Origin of the sequence: Propionicimonas sp., from assembly GCF_047606205.1 — a bacterium.
GTDB lineage: Bacteria > Actinomycetota > Actinomycetes > Propionibacteriales > Propionibacteriaceae > Propionicimonas.
In genome coordinates this window covers 1-14,384 of sequence record NZ_JASGES010000165.1, presented here as the reverse complement: position 1 = coordinate 14,384, position 14,384 = coordinate 1, and the positions used below count along the sequence as shown (strand labels likewise).

At 70.3% G+C, this 14,384-nt stretch carries 16 protein-coding genes, 1 tRNA gene and 1 pseudogene; 10 read left to right on the top strand and 8 right to left on the bottom strand.

Annotated features, from left to right (window positions below; all coding sequences use genetic code 11):
• A partial coding sequence (locus QM633_RS10430) for a M20/M25/M40 family metallo-hydrolase (RefSeq protein WP_415153690.1) occupies positions 1 to 851 on the bottom strand: 851 nt, incomplete at its 3' end.
• Between the two features lie 86 nt (positions 852 to 937).
• On the opposite strand from QM633_RS10430, the gene QM633_RS10425 reads away from it, so the two are divergent.
• From QM633_RS10425 to QM633_RS10400, 6 genes are all read left to right on the top strand, one after another.
• On the top strand, positions 938 to 1,657 hold the full coding sequence (locus QM633_RS10425) for an NAD-dependent protein deacylase (RefSeq protein ID WP_415153689.1): 720 nt from the start codon (positions 938 to 940) through the stop codon (positions 1,655 to 1,657).
• Positions 1,658 to 1,737: 80 nt separating this feature from the next.
• Entirely contained in the window at positions 1,738 to 4,293 is a 2,556-nt protein-coding gene (locus QM633_RS10420) for an ATP-dependent DNA ligase (protein ID WP_415153688.1), read from the top strand.
• A gap of 24 nt (positions 4,294 to 4,317) precedes the next feature.
• Complete coding sequence (locus QM633_RS10415; protein ID WP_415153687.1) at positions 4,318 to 5,679, top strand: pyridoxal phosphate-dependent decarboxylase family protein; 1,362 nt, start codon at positions 4,318 to 4,320, stop codon at positions 5,677 to 5,679.
• A 3-nt stretch (positions 5,680 to 5,682) separates the two neighbouring features.
• Entirely contained in the window at positions 5,683 to 6,075 is a 393-nt protein-coding gene (locus QM633_RS10410) for a (deoxy)nucleoside triphosphate pyrophosphohydrolase (protein ID WP_415153686.1), read from the top strand.
• Positions 6,076 to 6,148: 73 nt separating this feature from the next.
• Positions 6,149 to 6,646 (top strand): hypothetical protein, encoded by a 498-nt coding sequence (locus QM633_RS10405; protein ID WP_415153685.1) that lies wholly within the window; start codon positions 6,149 to 6,151, stop codon positions 6,644 to 6,646.
• 35 nt (positions 6,647 to 6,681) lie between these two features.
• Positions 6,682 to 6,754 (top strand) — tRNA-Asn (locus QM633_RS10400).
• Between the two features lie 976 nt (positions 6,755 to 7,730).
• On the opposite strand, the gene QM633_RS10395 is transcribed toward QM633_RS10400, so the two are convergent.
• Complete coding sequence (locus QM633_RS10395; RefSeq protein ID WP_415153684.1) at positions 7,731 to 8,195, bottom strand: hypothetical protein; 465 nt, start codon at positions 8,193 to 8,195, stop codon at positions 7,731 to 7,733.
• A gap of 850 nt (positions 8,196 to 9,045) precedes the next feature.
• Complete coding sequence (locus tag QM633_RS10390) at positions 9,046 to 9,168, bottom strand: hypothetical protein (protein ID WP_415153691.1); 123 nt, start codon at positions 9,166 to 9,168, stop codon at positions 9,046 to 9,048.
• On the opposite strand from QM633_RS10390, the pseudogene QM633_RS10385 reads away from it, so the two are divergent.
• A pseudogene (locus tag QM633_RS10385) lies at positions 9,122 to 9,235 on the top strand (hypothetical protein); the annotation flags it as partial. The gene QM633_RS10390 and the pseudogene QM633_RS10385 overlap by 47 nt on opposite strands.
• A 26-nt stretch (positions 9,236 to 9,261) precedes the next feature.
• Positions 9,262 to 9,675 carry an ABC-2 family transporter protein gene (locus QM633_RS10380; protein ID WP_415153683.1) on the top strand — a complete coding sequence of 138 codons (414 nt, stop codon included), beginning with the start codon at positions 9,262 to 9,264 and terminating at the stop codon, positions 9,673 to 9,675.
• A gap of 162 nt (positions 9,676 to 9,837) precedes the next feature.
• Here the strand turns inward: QM633_RS10380 and QM633_RS10375 are convergent, their stop codons facing one another.
• On the bottom strand, positions 9,838 to 10,044 hold the full coding sequence (locus QM633_RS10375; protein WP_415153682.1) for a type II toxin-antitoxin system RelE/ParE family toxin: 207 nt from the start codon (positions 10,042 to 10,044) through the stop codon (positions 9,838 to 9,840).
• Between the two features lie 103 nt (positions 10,045 to 10,147).
• Positions 10,148 to 10,393: a ribbon-helix-helix domain-containing protein gene (locus QM633_RS10370; RefSeq protein WP_415153681.1), complete on the bottom strand. Its 246-nt coding sequence runs from the start codon at positions 10,391 to 10,393 to the stop codon at positions 10,148 to 10,150.
• A gap of 307 nt (positions 10,394 to 10,700) precedes the next feature.
• Here QM633_RS10370 and QM633_RS10365 point away from each other — a divergent pair, with 307 nt between their 5' ends.
• Entirely contained in the window at positions 10,701 to 11,315 is a 615-nt protein-coding gene (locus QM633_RS10365) for a hypothetical protein (protein ID WP_415153680.1), read from the top strand.
• A gap of 29 nt (positions 11,316 to 11,344) precedes the next feature.
• Here QM633_RS10365 and QM633_RS10360 read toward each other — a convergent pair whose 3' ends face one another.
• The 3 genes from QM633_RS10360 to QM633_RS10350 all read right to left on the bottom strand — a co-directional run bounded on the left by QM633_RS10360 (position 11,345) and on the right by QM633_RS10350 (position 13,101).
• Entirely contained in the window at positions 11,345 to 11,725 is a 381-nt protein-coding gene (locus tag QM633_RS10360; RefSeq protein WP_415153679.1) for a hypothetical protein, read from the bottom strand.
• Positions 11,726 to 11,904: 179 nt separating this feature from the next.
• Entirely contained in the window at positions 11,905 to 12,699 is a 795-nt protein-coding gene (locus QM633_RS10355) for an alpha/beta hydrolase family protein (RefSeq protein ID WP_415153678.1), read from the bottom strand.
• Between the two features lie 78 nt (positions 12,700 to 12,777).
• Positions 12,778 to 13,101, bottom strand: coding sequence for a YciI family protein (locus QM633_RS10350; RefSeq protein WP_415153677.1), 324 nt, complete (start codon positions 13,099 to 13,101; stop codon positions 12,778 to 12,780).
• Positions 13,102 to 13,192: 91 nt separating this feature from the next.
• Here QM633_RS10350 and QM633_RS10345 point away from each other — a divergent pair.
• Positions 13,193 to 14,384: cobyric acid synthase (locus QM633_RS10345; protein WP_415153676.1), on the top strand; the 1,192-nt coding region annotated here is incomplete at its 3' end.

Below are 14,384 nucleotides of genomic sequence, written 5' to 3'. Positions count from 1 at the left end.
GCCAGCCAGGGCGCGGCGGCCGCGGCCCGCCACGCCCGCGCAGAGGCGCCCTCCGCGTGATCGGCGAGGGCGGCCAGCAGGCCTACGACCGTGCGCGACATCCGGATGTCGAACGGATTGCGGTTCAGCCGGGCAACCGCGCGTCCGATCCGTCCGACGGCCGTCAGCCCGGTCGGGGCGGACGCGTGGCCCCCGGTCCCGCCCGCGGCCAGCTCGACGGTCAGCACGCCCTTCTCGGCGAGCCCGACCACCGCGAAGGCGCCGCTGACGCCGGGAAAGGGAACCTCGCTGACGGCTCCGCCCTCGTCCAGCACGAACCAGGGCTGGACGCCGCGCTCGTGCAGCGCCGTGGCCATCGCCTTCGCGGTCGTGCCGTGCACCTCCTCGTCCGGGCCGAGGCAGATCAGCACGGGGCGCGGCGGCGTCCAGCCCTCGGCCAGCAGGTTCTCGACCGCGTCCAGCAGCGTGCACAGCGCACCTTTGTCGTCCAGCGAGCCGCGCCCGTACACGTGGCCGTCGGCGATCCGGCCCTCGAACGGCGGCACCGACCATTCGGCCTCCTGACCGGAGACGGGGACGACGTCGTAGTGCGCCATCAGCACGACCGGGTCGGCGTCCCGGGAGTCGGCGGGCGCCCAGGTGTAGACCAGGCCGAGGCCGAACCGCTCGCAGGCGAGATGCCGGTGGGTGAGCGGGTACAGCTCGGCGAGGAGGGCGATCAGGTCCTCGAACGGCCCGTCCCCCCTCGACTCCCGCTCGGCCGAGACCGTCGGCACGCGGACGAGCGCGGCCAACCGGTCACCGATGCCGACTCTCGCGGCGCTGGTATCTCCCGGTGCGGCGAAATCCATGGCCGGAGCCTAGACCCGGATCGTGCGCCGTGGCGGAGCGTCCCTTGCCGGGGCCGGCGGCGCGCCGCTGGCGTAGGGTCGCGGGTGTGGCCAGCGAACTCGCCCGGATCATCCAGGACGGCCGCCGGATCGTCTTCTTCGGCGGCGCCGGCACCTCGACGGAGAGCGGGATCCCCGACTTCCGCTCCGGGGGCGGTCTCTACCGCCGCGGGACCGGCACCCGGTACCGGCCCGAGGAGGTGTTGAGCCATTCGTTCTTCGTGCGGCACACCGCGGAGTTCTTCGACTACTACCGCTCGCACCTGCTGTACCCGGATGCCGTGCCCAATCCCGCGCACCTCGCGCTGGCCCGACTCGAACAGCGCGGCGCGCTGACCGCCGTCGTCACCCAGAACATTGACGGCCTGCACCAGGCCGCCGGCTCGCGGAATGTCCTGGAGCTGCACGGCAGCGTCCACCGGAACACCTGCCTGCGCTGCGGTCGTGGCTACGGGCTGGACGCGATCCTGACCGCGGACGGCGTCCCCACCTGCGCGTGCGGGGGTGTGATCAAGCCGGACGTCGTCCTGTACGAGGAGGGCCTCGACCCCGCCGTGCTGGACGCGGCCGTCGATCAGCTCGCCCGGGCCGACACCCTCATCGTCGGCGGCACATCGCTGTCGGTGTACCCCGCCGCAGGCCTGATCCGGTCGTTCGCCGGCGACCAGCTGGTCCTGATCAACAAGGAGGCCACCGGCTACGACGGCCTGGCCACCCTGGTCCTCCACGAGCCGATCGGCCGGACCCTGGCTGCCGCCGTTCCCTGAGCGCTCTCCCGGTTCGCCAGGACGGCACCTTTTCGGCGGAGGCCTCGACCCGGTCGGGCTCCTCGGGCAGGATGGCCGGCATGGCGGCCGCGGGCGGTGGCCAGCAGGTGACCGTGGACGGGCACCCGCTGGCCCTCACGAACCTGGACAAGGTGCTCTACCCTGCCACCGGCACCACGAAGGGCGAGGTGATCGCCTACTACGCGGAGGTGGGCCGGGTCCTCGTGCCGCATCTGTGGCAGCGTCCGATCACCCGGAAGCGGTGGCCGGACGGGGTCGGCGTCGACGGGGACCACGTCAACGTGTTCTTCGCCAAGAACCTCCCGAAGGGAACACCGCAGTGGGTGCGGCGCTACCCGATCACCCATTCGGAGGGCACCAACGACTACCCGGTCGCCGACGAGGTGGCCACCCTGGTCTGGCTGGCCCAGCTCGCCGCGCTCGAACTGCACGTGCCGCAGTGGCGGTTCGCCGAGGACGGCACCCCGCTGCCGCCGGACCGGCTCGTCCTGGACCTCGACCCGGGCGAGGGCGTCGGGCTGGACGGATGCGCGGAGGTGGCGGCCTGGGTCCGGGAGGTCCTTGACGGCGCCGGCCTGACGGCGTTCCCGGTGACCTCCGGGAGCAAGGGCATCCACCTCTACGCCGGTCTGGACGGCTCGCTGGACCCGTCCGGCGCGTCCGCGCTGGCGAAGGAACTGGCCGAGGCTCTCCAGGCCGAGCATCCCGACCGGGTCACCGCCGTGATGCGCAGGACCGAGCGGCCCGGCAAGGTGTTCATCGACTGGAGCCAGAACAACGGCAACAAGACGACGATCACGCCCTACTCCTTGCGCGGACGTGCGCGTCCCACCGTTGCGGCGCCGCGCAGCTGGGACGAGCTGGCCGATCCGGATCTGCGCCAGCTCGAGTTCGAGGAGGTGCTCGTCCGGCTGGCGGAGGCCGGCGACCTGCTCGCCCCCCTCGCTCCCGGCCCGGCTCCGGCGGAGCGGGCGAGCACTGCGCCCACGTCGGGGAGGACCGCGGTCAGGCGCACCGACCGCCTCGCCACCTACCGCGGCATGCGCGACCCGGCGAGGACCCCCGAGCCGGTCCCGGCCGAGGCGCCGCCGAGCACCGACGGCCGCTCGTTCGTGATCCAGGAGCACCACGCCCGCCGCCTGCACTACGACTTCCGGCTGGAGCGCGACGGCGTCCTGGTCAGCTGGGCCGTGCCGAAAGGCCCTCCGACCGACCCCAAGCAGAACCACCTGGCCGTCCCGACCGAGGACCACCCGCTGGCGTACGGATCGTTCGAGGGCACGATCCCGAAGGGCGAGTACGGGGGCGGCACGGTCACGATCTGGGACGCCGGCAGCTACGACCTGGAGAAGTGGCGCGACGCGGAGGTGATCGTGGTCCTGCACGGCCGTCCCGACGGCGGGCTGGGCGGCGTCCCCGCCCGGTTCGCCCTGATCCGCACCGGCAAGGACTGGCTCATGCACCGCATGGCGCTGCACGACCCTGAGGAGCGGACGCAGCCGGCGCCGGCTCCGGTCGCCGAGGGACGGACGCACCCGGTGCCGCCGGCTCGGCAGACGAACAACGAGCCCACCTCGCGGCGGCCCGCCGGCACCGGCAAGCCGAACCCGCTCGCGCCCATGCTGGCCACCCTCGCCAGCCCGGAGAGCCTCGGCGACGATGCCGACTGGGCCTTCGAGATGAAGTGGGACGGGGTTCGCGCGATCGTCCGCCTGGACCACGGCAGCGTCACGCTCACCAGCAGGAGCGGGCGTGACGAGACGGCCCGCTACCCCGACCTCGTCCCCGACCTGGCGGCGCTGCCGTGCGAGGAGGCCGTACTCGACGGGGAGATCGTGGTGCTTGATGCGCGAGGGGCACCGGACTTCGGGCTGCTGCAGCCCAGGATCAACCTGACCAGGGCGGCCGACATCGCGGCCACGGCCGCGTCCGCCCCCGCGCAGCTCATGCTCTTCGACCTGCTCGCCCTCAACGGCCAGGACCTCACCGCCCAGCCTTACGAGGTGCGCCGTGAGCTGCTGGCGTCGCTCGAGCCCGCTGCGGTGCGGCCCGCGGCCCGGGTCCAGGTCCCTCCCGAGTTCGAGGGCGACCTCGCCTCGGCGCTGGAGGCCAGCCTCGCCCTCCACCTGGAAGGGGTGGTGGCCAAGCGGCGTGGGTCGGTCTACCAGCCGGGTAGGAGGGCCCGCACCTGGCTGAAGATCAAGCACAGCCGAGCCCAGTCGGTCGTCGTGGGCGGGTGGCGCACCGGCCAGGGCAACCGCGCGGACACCCTCGGCTCGCTGCTGGTCGGGGTGCCGGACGGCACCCGGCTGGCCTACGTGGGCAGGGTCGGATCGGGCTTCACCGACGCGGGACTGCGCGCGGCCCAGGAGATGCTCGCCGCGCTGGCCACCGACCGGCCCGGACTCGACGGCGTCCCCGCCGAGGACGCCAGCGACGCGCACTGGGTGAAGCCTGTGCTGGTCGGTGAGGTCACCTATGCCGAACGGACCGGGCCGGGGAGGCTCCGGGCCCCGGTCTGGCGCGGGTGGCGCCCGGACCTGACGCGCGGCGACGTCGCGTGGGAGGAGCTACGCAGTAGTCCCGGGCGCGCGCGGCGTCGACCGGGCGAATAATGGCCGATCAGGGGAGGTGCGTCGATGTCTGAACTGCACGAGGCGCTGGAGGTCGCACACCGGTTGGCGCTCGACTGGCTGGATTCCCTGCCGACCCGCGACGTGCCCGGCCGGGCGGCGGCGGAGGACGTCGCCGCGCTGCTCGGTGACCTGCCCGAGGGCCCGAGCGCAGCGCCCGAGGTCGTGCGGCATCTGGCCGCTGCCGTCGAGCCGGGACTGACCGCGATGCCGTCGCCGCGCTGGTTCGGGATGGTGATCGGCGGGACGCACCCGGCCGCGCTGGCCGCCGACTGGCTGACCTCGGCCTGGGACCAGAACAGCGCGCTCGAGGCGGTGACCCCCGGCACGGTCGCGGTCGAACACGTCGTCGACGAGTGGCTGCTGGACCTGCTCGGGCTGCCGGCGGACGCCGGGGTCGGGCTGGTCACCGGCGCGACGATGGCGAACTGGACCTGTCTGGTCACCGCGCGCGACGCCGTCCTGCGCAGAGCCGACTGGGACACCGCGATCCGCGGCCTCCAGGGCGCTCCGGCGGTGCATGTCCTGGTCGGGGACGAGCGTCACGACTCGGTCGACTCGGCGCTACGGTTCGCGGGCCTCGGCCGGCCCGAGCCGGTCGCGTCCGACGACCAGGGCCGGATCGATGTGGACGCACTGGCCTGGCACCTCGATCGTGCCGCCGGAGCGCCCGCCATCGTCGTGTTGCAGGCCGGCAACGTGCACTCCGGGGCGTTCGACGACTTCCCGGCTGCGATCGCCGTCGCCCACAGGGCGGGGGCGTGGGTGCACGTCGACGGGGCGTTCGGCCTGTTCGCGGCGGCGTCCCCGAGACTGCGCCGGCTGGTGGAGGGCTGCGCGGCGGCCGACTCGTGGTCCACCGACGCGCACAAGACGCTGAACGTGCCCTACGACTGCGGGATCGCGATCGTCCGCGACGACGCGTCCCTGCGCGCGTCGATGGGGATGCATGGCGAGTACCTGATCCAGGACGAGGCGGGCGGAGACCCGTTCGACCGCGTCCCGGAGATGTCGCGGCGCGCCCGGGCGGTGCCCGTCTGGGCGGTGCTGGCTGCGCTGGGACGACGCGGGGTGGCCGAACTGGTGGAACGCTACTGCCGGCACGCGACGATGTTCGCCGAGGGGATCCGCGCGATCCCGGGGGCGGAGGTGCTCAACGACGTGGTGTTCACGCAGGTCTGCGCCCGCTTCGGGTCGGACGAACGGACCAGGGAGGTGGTGCGGGAGATGCTGGCGGACGGGACGGCCTGGACATCGGGCTCACGCTGGCACGACCGGGCCGTGCTGAGAGTGGCCCTGTGCAACGCCTCGACCAGCGACGCCGATATCGAGGCGACGCTGGCCGTGCTGCGCAGAGCGGCGGGCTGAGCCGTGGATGTCGTGGCCGGGGTGTTCATCGACGGCGACTGGGTGCTGGCGTGCCGTCGGCGGCCCGGGTTGACCGCGGCCGGACGGTGGGAGTTTCCCGGGGGGAAACGGGAGCCGGGCGAGCGGCCCGAGTCGGCCCTGGAACGCGAATTGTCCGAGGAACTCGGTGTGGAGGCGGAGGTCGGCGAGCTCCTCGACCACTCCACGACCATGGTGGACGGGACGCCGATCTCGCTCGCGTGCTACTTCGTCCGGCCGCTCGGAGTACTGCCCGCCTCCAGCACCGATCACGACCAGCTGGCCTGGTGCATCCGCGACCGCCTGGTGTGGCTCGACTGGGCTCTGCCCGACTTCCCCGCCGTCCGCCGGCTCGCCTTCGCCGACGGCGGCTCCTGAGCGGCCGGTGGCGCGACCACCGCCCCACGACCCCCGCGCTGCGACGTGCGCCGCAACCAGCCACAATGGGTGTATGGCCCTCTTCGGACGCACCACGATCGACGATCCCGACCTCCGGCACCTGGCCGGCCACCGCCGCGTCCTGGCGGCCGGGCGCGGCCCGGACGGGCAGGTGCTGGGGTTGGCGGACGCGCTGCTGTTCGCCGACCGTGGCGCCCCGAGAGCGCTTCCCTGGCACGAGATCGCGACCGGCGGCTGGAACCGCGAGACGAACATCCTGCGCTGGACAACGATCGACGGCGAGCGGACCGAGCTCGAACTCGTCGAGACGGGACTGCTCCCCGACCTGTTCAACGAGAGGGTGACCGCGAGCATCGCCGTGGTCAGGACCGTGCCGCTGGCCGGCGCCGGCACGGCGGTGATCACCGCGCGCCGCAACCTCGCCGACGAGGCCGCCAGGTTGTTGTGGAGCGCCGCACCCGGCCGCGGGACAACCCCGGAACAGGTGGCCGCCGATCCCCTCGTCGGGGAGGAACTCGCACGCCTCCGCGCCGAATACGACGTGGGCTGAACTTCTGGTAACGTAACGACCCGCGCCCAGCGCGGTCCCCTGTAGCTCAATTGGCAGAGCATCTGACTGTTAATCAGAGGGTTCCTGGTTCGAGTCCAGGCGGGGGAGCCGGTCTCCAATTCAGGTTTGACTAGGTGCTTCATGGAGAGCAAGGGGGGACACTCCCTCCCACGTGCACCAGTCGTGCACCAAAGGGCGTCCGCAGATGGACGACTCGCCCGTCAACGCCGCTCCGACGACATAGGTGAACACGTTCGGGTAGATGCGCTGCTGGCCAGGCGACTTGGTTAACGCCCAGACCGGAGGGTCGAATCCCCTTCCCGACACCGACGCGATACTCGCTTTGACTAGCGGATATTGTTCTGTTTCTGGTGCCAGCGGTCATCGTGCACAACATGCTCTGCGCCAGTGCCGTATATCAGTCCGCCGAGGCGGCGGAGACTCGACGAGCGCGGCTGGCACGCCGTGGCTGAGGTTGGCGATGACCTGGTCCATCAGGCGCGGCCCGCCGGCGAGCTGGATTCTCAGTGGGCGGTGACCAACGGTTGGTAGGCGGCCCAGGTGGCCTCTCGACGCGGCGTGGTGGTCGTCGGCGAACAGCGTCGAGTCGGGTCTGCCGTATGTCGGGGAGCAAGCTGGCTCCGGTGTGGGGCCTGTGGCACGAACGGTGAAAGCGGCTCTTCCGCCCGGTTGGGCAGGAAGGTCATGAGGACCGACACACTGCTGGCTGTGAAGGATGGAGGTGCCGAGCACCTCGACACCGGGCCTTGGTGCCGGTTACCGATGCCGGGATGTCGCCGGCTGAGCTGGACCTGATGGCCGGCCTGGTCCGCCACTCGAAGGCCAAGGGAACCCGTTGTCCGGCCCTGATGCTCCGTTGAAGACGTTGACGAAGACGGTGATCGAGACCGCGCTGCAGGATGGAGATGGTCGACCATCTCGGTTACGGCAAGCACAGGCCGTAACGGCGGCAACTCGCGTACAGCAATGCCCGGTCACTGATACCGATCACCGACGGGCTCCGTCCCCCTCGCCGGGCCGACGACGCCCTGATGGAGGTCAGGGAGCCGGTGCTGCGGACTCACTACTTCCCGAATTGCTCAAAGGTCTCGGCCCTCAGGAAGTCATTCGTGGCCTCGTCAACATAGACGGCCAGCCGAGTGACGTCGAACTCAGCAGCTTTGCTCGCACCCGACTCCGGCGCCGGACCGAAGGCGAAGTTCTTGAAGTCCTCGAATATGACCACCCAAACTAGACGGTCCTCAATCACGAGCTTGGAGCCTTCAGCGCCTGGAGAATCCTCGGCACCAACCCCATAGTTGCGAACCGTGACTCGCGCCATTGACACCTCGGAAGGTTGCTTATCGACCGTCTGCCCGAATGAACGCTTCGCGAGAGCGACCGCCTCTTCTGGGGACTCGGCTGTTGCCACCAGATGGATTTCAGTTCCCGTCTCGCTCAACGCACGAATTGCTGCGTCATCGACCGGGCGATACTGCGCGGGTGCGGCGGGAGTGGCGGCTAACGGTGCACGAGTCACAATAGGCACCAAGAGGAGCGCAGCGAGGCCGGCTACTACTACCAAAATGTATACCGATGGTCTGATTCTCATAGTGGGTCCGTCCAGATCTGCAGTCCAAGCCCACCCGACGCCGGAGCCGTTGTCGAGTATTTGTACCTGCTACTATCGCTGCCCGCGCTCCCCAGATGTGCGAAGAAGTTCGGGTTCTGACTCGAGTCGTACTTCTGGATGCGGTCGAACTTCGCATAGTTGCTCGCGATCCCGGGCATATCAGTCTGCAGATCCAGGGTTTCTCCGTAGAACTGACCACCCCATTGGTCGGCCCAGTCGCCGGACGGATTGTAGTTCGTTGAGTCAAGGTAGGTCGATCCGGCATACATATAGATCAGGCCATCGCTCTTCTTGTAGTTCGAATAGAACTGCTGCCCCGTTGGGGCAGGACCGAATACCGTATGAAAGCTCGGTTGAGAACCGCAGGCATCGTAAGCGTGGCACAGATAGCTGTCTTGCGAGAAGACGTGGATACCCTCTTGATAACCTGGCGTGGGAGGACTGGTTAGGCAACTTCATACGGCAGCACCACAGATCAACGCCAATGCGGTGCGCTTGAGCCTAGCCATGATCTCTTTGCGTGCCATCTTGCTATGTTGCTCTCGTTCCCTGCCTGATGGCAAGGGTTTACCGGCTCATCGCAATCGAGGGTGTAGCAGAGGGGTGATCGCTGGCGGCGCGTCGGTGCCGGGGTAGGCATCGCAGTCTTCCGATGATGGGGGGTCCTACGCCACCCTTCAAGGAGACCTCGACGTGCCTGACGCCACCTGGTCGCGAGCATCGGCGAACTGGTCACCGGCATCCTCCCTGTCCTGATCCTGACCAGCTACACCGGCTCCGACCCGGCCATCGCCCAGGCCTCCGTCCTCACCGTCGGCATCCTCGCCATCACCACCGGACTGATGGACGCCTTCATCACACCGGGACTGCGCCGCTTCGACTCAGCCATCCGCCGCGGCGAACTCGACCTCGCCATCATCCGACCCGTCCCCACCTTCTTCTACGCCGTCATGCGCTGGATCCAACCCGCCGAACTCAGCAAATGCCTCAGCGGAGCCACGATCCTCATCGCCGGCGTCGTCTACCCTCTCGACTCCTACCCCGCGCCATCCTCGCCGCGGCCATATGGGCCTTCGTCGGCACCGTCGCCTACAGCACATTCTGGGCAGACCTGACCCTGCTCGCCTTCTGGGTCCGCTCCATCGAACCGATCAACGACCTCGCCGCCGCCTGCCGCGGCGCCGGACAGTACCCACGCCTGCACTTCCCGCGCACCCTGCAGATCGTCGTCGTCTCGTTCGCTCCGGCCGCGCTGATCGGCTCCTTCCCCGCAGAACAGCTCCTGAACCCCACCACGGCCCTCAGCCTCGCCCCGGTCGTGCTGATTGGGTGGCGCACAGTGACCGTGGTCATCTGGCGACGCGGGCTCCCGCGCTACGAAAGCGCCAGCAGCTGACCACCAGGTTCTCAGCGACCCTCGGCGAATCCGCCAGTCGCTCGGACGCCATCGAGGCAGACGTCATCGGGCACACCCGCGGATGACCCCAGCTGGCAGGATCACAAGCCAACTCATCGACCTAGCGAGGAACGGAATCTCCGCGTCGAGCACGCGGGTTGCCTACTCTCCGAGGATCGCTTCGTCGTCTTGGCCGCCCGAGAAAATGCCCAGCACAGTCACCTGTTCGCCGTTGTCGTCGACGACGATGGCGATCGCGACGCGTTTCCTGAAGTGGGTAACGCGTAGCCCGGGCCGGAGGTCTTCGCGCAGGGTGCCGCGGTGGGGAAAGACGGCCAGACCCTCGCAATGGACCCTGATCGCTTCCACGTAGTCGGCCGCGACCTGCGGCGAGGAAACCTCGGCGACGTAGCGGTGCGGTACAGCGCCTTCAGCTGGTCGACTGCCTCTGGAAGGAACCGGACGGTGTAGGTCACCTCCCGATGATCTCGCCCAGTTGTGCCCGGACCTCGTCGCCAGAGAGTGCCCGCGCGGGATCGCCGGCGAACCGGTCGTAGGCTGGCACGACCTCGTCGCGCAGCCACGCCTCGACCGCACGGTCCCGGGCAGCCGACGTTCGCAGGCCTTCCCGGATCACTTCGCTTTCGGAGGCGTACTCGCCTGATGCGACGCGGGCGCGGACCATGTCGGCCATTTCCAGCGGCAGCGTCACGCTCATCTGTCTGGTCGTCCGCACCGAGCACCTCCCGAGTCGAGTAGGACTCAATCCTCCTACTACTAGGGCTGCGTGCGGCTGCCCACGCCGGCCGGGACGCCTGACCGGTCGCCGGACAGCCGCGCGAGGACCTGGGGCTGTCTATGCGGCCCGGCACGGGCCGGTCGTCATGGGTTCGCCGGCGGGGTGCCAGGTGCTGCGGGCTTGGGCGGGAGGGGAACAATCGGGCCATGACGCAGCGCCGACGGAGCCACCGACGATGACGGCGCCGCACCCGGCACCAGAACCAACCCGGCCGGAGTCGCCCGGGATGGTCACAGAACTCGTGGCAGGGCTGCGGAGACACCGGGTCTGCTACGCGGAGCTGCGCCCTCGACTCGTGGCGCTGGGCGTCGCAACGCTCGTCGCTGCCGGCGGTTGGCTGGTCTTCTGGTGGCTGCAGGGGCTGCGAAGGGCCGACGTCGAGTACATCGTCGCCGGGCACACCAGCTACTGGTGGGCGGTGCTGGCGCTCTTCGCCGCCGCCGCGGCGACCCTGGTAGGGGTCTGGCTGCTCGTCAGCGTGATTCTGGCGGAGATCGCCAGGCCACTCCTTCGAGCCCCGGTCCGCGTGCTCGGGGCACTTGTCTGGACCGCGGGCGCCGCCTTCCTCGCCATCGTCTGCTACATCGGCCTGCTCGGCGTCGGCATCGAGGGCAACCAGACCTTCCTCACCGCCGAGGACGGCACCACCTTGATGATCACCCAGGACGGTTTCGACGGCGACATGGTCGACTTCTACGACCCCGGCCCCGGCTGGACCTGGCTTCGGCGACACGGAATCGCACGCGTCGACCCCCATGACGGACCCTGCACCCTCACCACCACCGTGTCGACCCTCACCGTCGCCTGCGGCTCGACCACACAGTCGATCCCCCGCGCCTGACCGTACCGCCACGACGCTCCCGCGCAGGGCTACCCGACGCCCTCGTCGGTGACCGTCCATGGGCCGGCCGGATCGGTACGGGTGACGGTCCACGTCCAGCCGTCCAGGGTCGCGTCCGAGGGAAGACTGCCGTCCCCGCCGCCGCTGTCGACACTGAACGACGAACGAAACACCACAACGACCGGGCCCCGGGCCCGAGCCGGCTCGCCGGCCGCCGCGGCGTGTGCCAGCGAGAAGTCCTCGTCGTAGCTGAGTTCGTACAGCGTGCAGCCCGTGAAATCGCCGAATCTGGCCAGGACGGCGTCCGCCGCCGCCCGGAGCTCTGCACGACTGAAGGTGGCCGACTCCCCGAGACGGACCCTCGCCCGGCTGACGTCACCCCTGCCGCTGCAGCCGCTCAGAATGAGCATCGCTCCGACAAGGGCGAGCGCGAGCAGCCTTCGGATGCGTGCACGTGCCAGGCAGGAGGCACGAGCCCGTCCGAACGGTTGGCTGCGGGTGTCCGGCTCGGCCGATCGTCCCCGGCGTCCGGCGTCCGGCGGCCATGGCGACCGGTTCGTCCCGGCGGCGCTGGTCGGCTGGGCATCCCTCACTCGGTGAGCAGCCATTCGATCGCCGCAGTCAGGACGCGCTCGTCGCGCGACGCGCCGAGGTGGTCCAGGCCGGGATGGGCGGTCACCCGCATCCGGGATGCGGCCAGCCCCGCGGTGTCGACCAGCGCGGACCGGAACGCGAACGCCGAGGCAGGCGGGACGTGCGTGTCCTCGGCGCCCAGTTCGAAACAGATCACGGGCCCGTGGGCGTAGGCCGCCTGGTTCGTCATCGGGTTCAGCCGCTCGTACAGCCACCTCCCGTAGCCGGACGGCGCGCCCTGATCGAGGGTGGCCGTGGGGTCGTCCAGTGCGGTCATGCCGGGGCGGGTCCAGTCGGGAGTCGCCACGACGGCGGCCACCCTGGCCACCCGCGGGTCGGCCCCGGCCAGGGCCACCGCGATGTCGCCGCCCATCGACACTCCGCCAGCCACCACTCCGTCCTGCGACACATCGAAGCGCTCCAGCGCCCAGTCGATCACCCGGATCGCATCCAGGGTCGTCTGTCCGAGGATGGGCCACATCCCTCGCCGGAACTGCGCGAACACCCGCTCGCTCAGTTCCGCCATCGGGGAGACCGCCCGCTCACCGTGCTGCCAAGGGTCCAGGCTCAACGCCGTGAAACCCCGCCGGACCAATGACTCCAGCACAGGGGCGGCGCTCTCCTTCGTGCCGGTGAAGAACGGCAGCCACAGCGCGAGCCGGTGCCGATCGGCAGCCGCTTCCGGACGTCCGAGAAGCACGGGAACCGTGTCGACAGCAACTGCACTCAACATCCCGGTCCCGGTTCGCATGCCCCGACGATAGACCGGGCTTCACGCCGGACGATGCGTTCGCGCCTCAGCTGGTGGTCCCGTCCCGACCGCCGGGTGCTACCCGAACTCCCGCACCTCCTGCGGGCACCGGCAGGCGACGGCGATTCTTCTCGCCCACTCCAGCGCCTCCTCGCGACTCGGCAGGTCGAGGACGGTGAACCCTCCCGTGATCTCGCTGCCAGGGTGCGTCCCGGCCGTCACCGACCCGTCCGGGGAGACCAGCACCGGGGCGGCCGACTCCTCGATCCCGCCGGCGAACAGGTACACGCCAGCGGCCTTCGCCTCCTCGATGACGGTCCGAGCGGCTTCCGCGACGACCGGGAACTCCGCCTCGGTCAGCACCATCGCCCGACTCGGGAAGGAGATGAGGTAGCTGGTCATGACTCGATGCTGCCTGCCGGCCGCACCGACCGCAAGGGGTCGGCGGCCGGCACCGGCGCCCGCACGGCGGTGGGCGTGGGAGGATGCCGGCATGGCGGGTCTTCTGGTGGCGGGAACGTCCTCCGACGCCGGGAAGTCACTGGTGGCCGCCGGGCTGTGCCGAGCGTTCGCCCGCCGTGGCATCAGCGTGGCGCCGTTCAAGGCCCAGAACATGTCCAACAACTCCATGGTCTGCGCCGACGGCTCGGAGATCGGCCGCGCCCAGTACCTGCAGGCGATCGCGGCCGGCGTGGAACCGTCGTCGGTGCACAATCCCGTCCTGCTCAAGCCGGGCACCGACCGTCGCTCGTTCATCGTGCTGCGCGGCCAGGCCGCCGGCACGCTGGAGGCGGGCGAGTATGTGGGCGGACGGACCCGGCTCGCCGAGGCCGCGTTCGCCGCCTACGCCGAACTGGAGGCGTCCTACGACCTCATCGTCGCCGAGGGGGCGGGCTCCCCGGCCGAGATCAACCTGCGCGCGGGCGACTATGTGAACTTCGGGCTGGCCCGACGCTTCGGCCTGCCCGTGGTGCTGGTCGGCGACATCGACCGGGGCGGCGTGCTCGCGTCCGTCTACGGACACTGGGCGATCGTCGACGACGCCGACCGGGCCACTCTCGCCGGCTATCTGGTCAACAAGTTCCGGGGCGACCAGTCCGTCCTCGACCCCGGGCTGGACGAGCTCACCGCCCGGACCGGACTCCCCTGCTTCGGCGTCCTTCCCTGGCTCGACCAGGTGTGGCTCGACAGCGAGGACGCTCTCGCCTTCGCGAAGTGGCCCCGCCTTCCCGGCCGCGCAGGCACGCTCCGGGTGGCCGCGATCCGGTTCCCGCGGATCTCCAACGCCACCGACCTGGACGCACTCGCAGCCGAGCCGGGGCTCGATGTCTACCCCACCGCGACGCCCGCCGACGTCGAGAGCGCAGACCTCGTGGTGCTCCCCGGCAGTCGCTCGACGCTTGCCGACCTCGACTGGCTGCGTCGCCTCGGGCTGGCGGACGCGTTGGTCGCGCGTGCGGCGGCGGGCCGGCCGATCCTGGGAATCTGCGGCGGCTACCAGATGCTGGCCGGAACCATCGACGATCCCGTGGAGTCCGCGCGCGGCACCGAGCCGGGGCTGGGCCTGCTGCCCGCTCGGGTCCGGTTCGGGCCCGCGAAGGTGCTCGGCCGTCCCCACGGAGAATGGCACGGCCACCCGGTGATCGGCTACGAGATCCACCACGGCGTGGTCGAGCCGAGCGGCG

Excerpts from the sequence above, each read along its gene's own strand:
- QM633_RS10420 (WP_415153688.1), top strand. The coding sequence starts at position 1,738 with ATGGCGGCCGCGGGCGGTGGCCAGCAGGTGACCGTGGACGGGCACCCG.
- QM633_RS10390 (WP_415153691.1), bottom strand. The coding sequence starts at position 9,168 with ATGGCTGAGTCGAAGCGGCGCAGTCCCGGTGTGATGAAGGCGTCCATC.
- QM633_RS10365 (WP_415153680.1), top strand. The coding sequence starts at position 10,701 with ATGGTCACAGAACTCGTGGCAGGGCTGCGGAGACACCGGGTCTGCTAC.
- QM633_RS10405 (WP_415153685.1), top strand. The coding sequence starts at position 6,149 with ATGGCCCTCTTCGGACGCACCACGATCGACGATCCCGACCTCCGGCAC.
- QM633_RS10350 (WP_415153677.1), bottom strand. The coding sequence starts at position 13,101 with ATGACCAGCTACCTCATCTCCTTCCCGAGTCGGGCGATGGTGCTGACC.
- QM633_RS10415 (WP_415153687.1), top strand. The coding sequence starts at position 4,318 with ATGTCTGAACTGCACGAGGCGCTGGAGGTCGCACACCGGTTGGCGCTC.
- QM633_RS10355 (WP_415153678.1), bottom strand. The coding sequence starts at position 12,699 with ATGCGAACCGGGACCGGGATGTTGAGTGCAGTTGCTGTCGACACGGTT.
- QM633_RS10360 (WP_415153679.1), bottom strand. The coding sequence starts at position 11,725 with ATGCTCATTCTGAGCGGCTGCAGCGGCAGGGGTGACGTCAGCCGGGCG.
- QM633_RS10380 (WP_415153683.1), top strand. The coding sequence starts at position 9,262 with ATGCCTCAGCGGAGCCACGATCCTCATCGCCGGCGTCGTCTACCCTCT.
- QM633_RS10370 (WP_415153681.1), bottom strand. The coding sequence starts at position 10,393 with ATGAGCGTGACGCTGCCGCTGGAAATGGCCGACATGGTCCGCGCCCGC.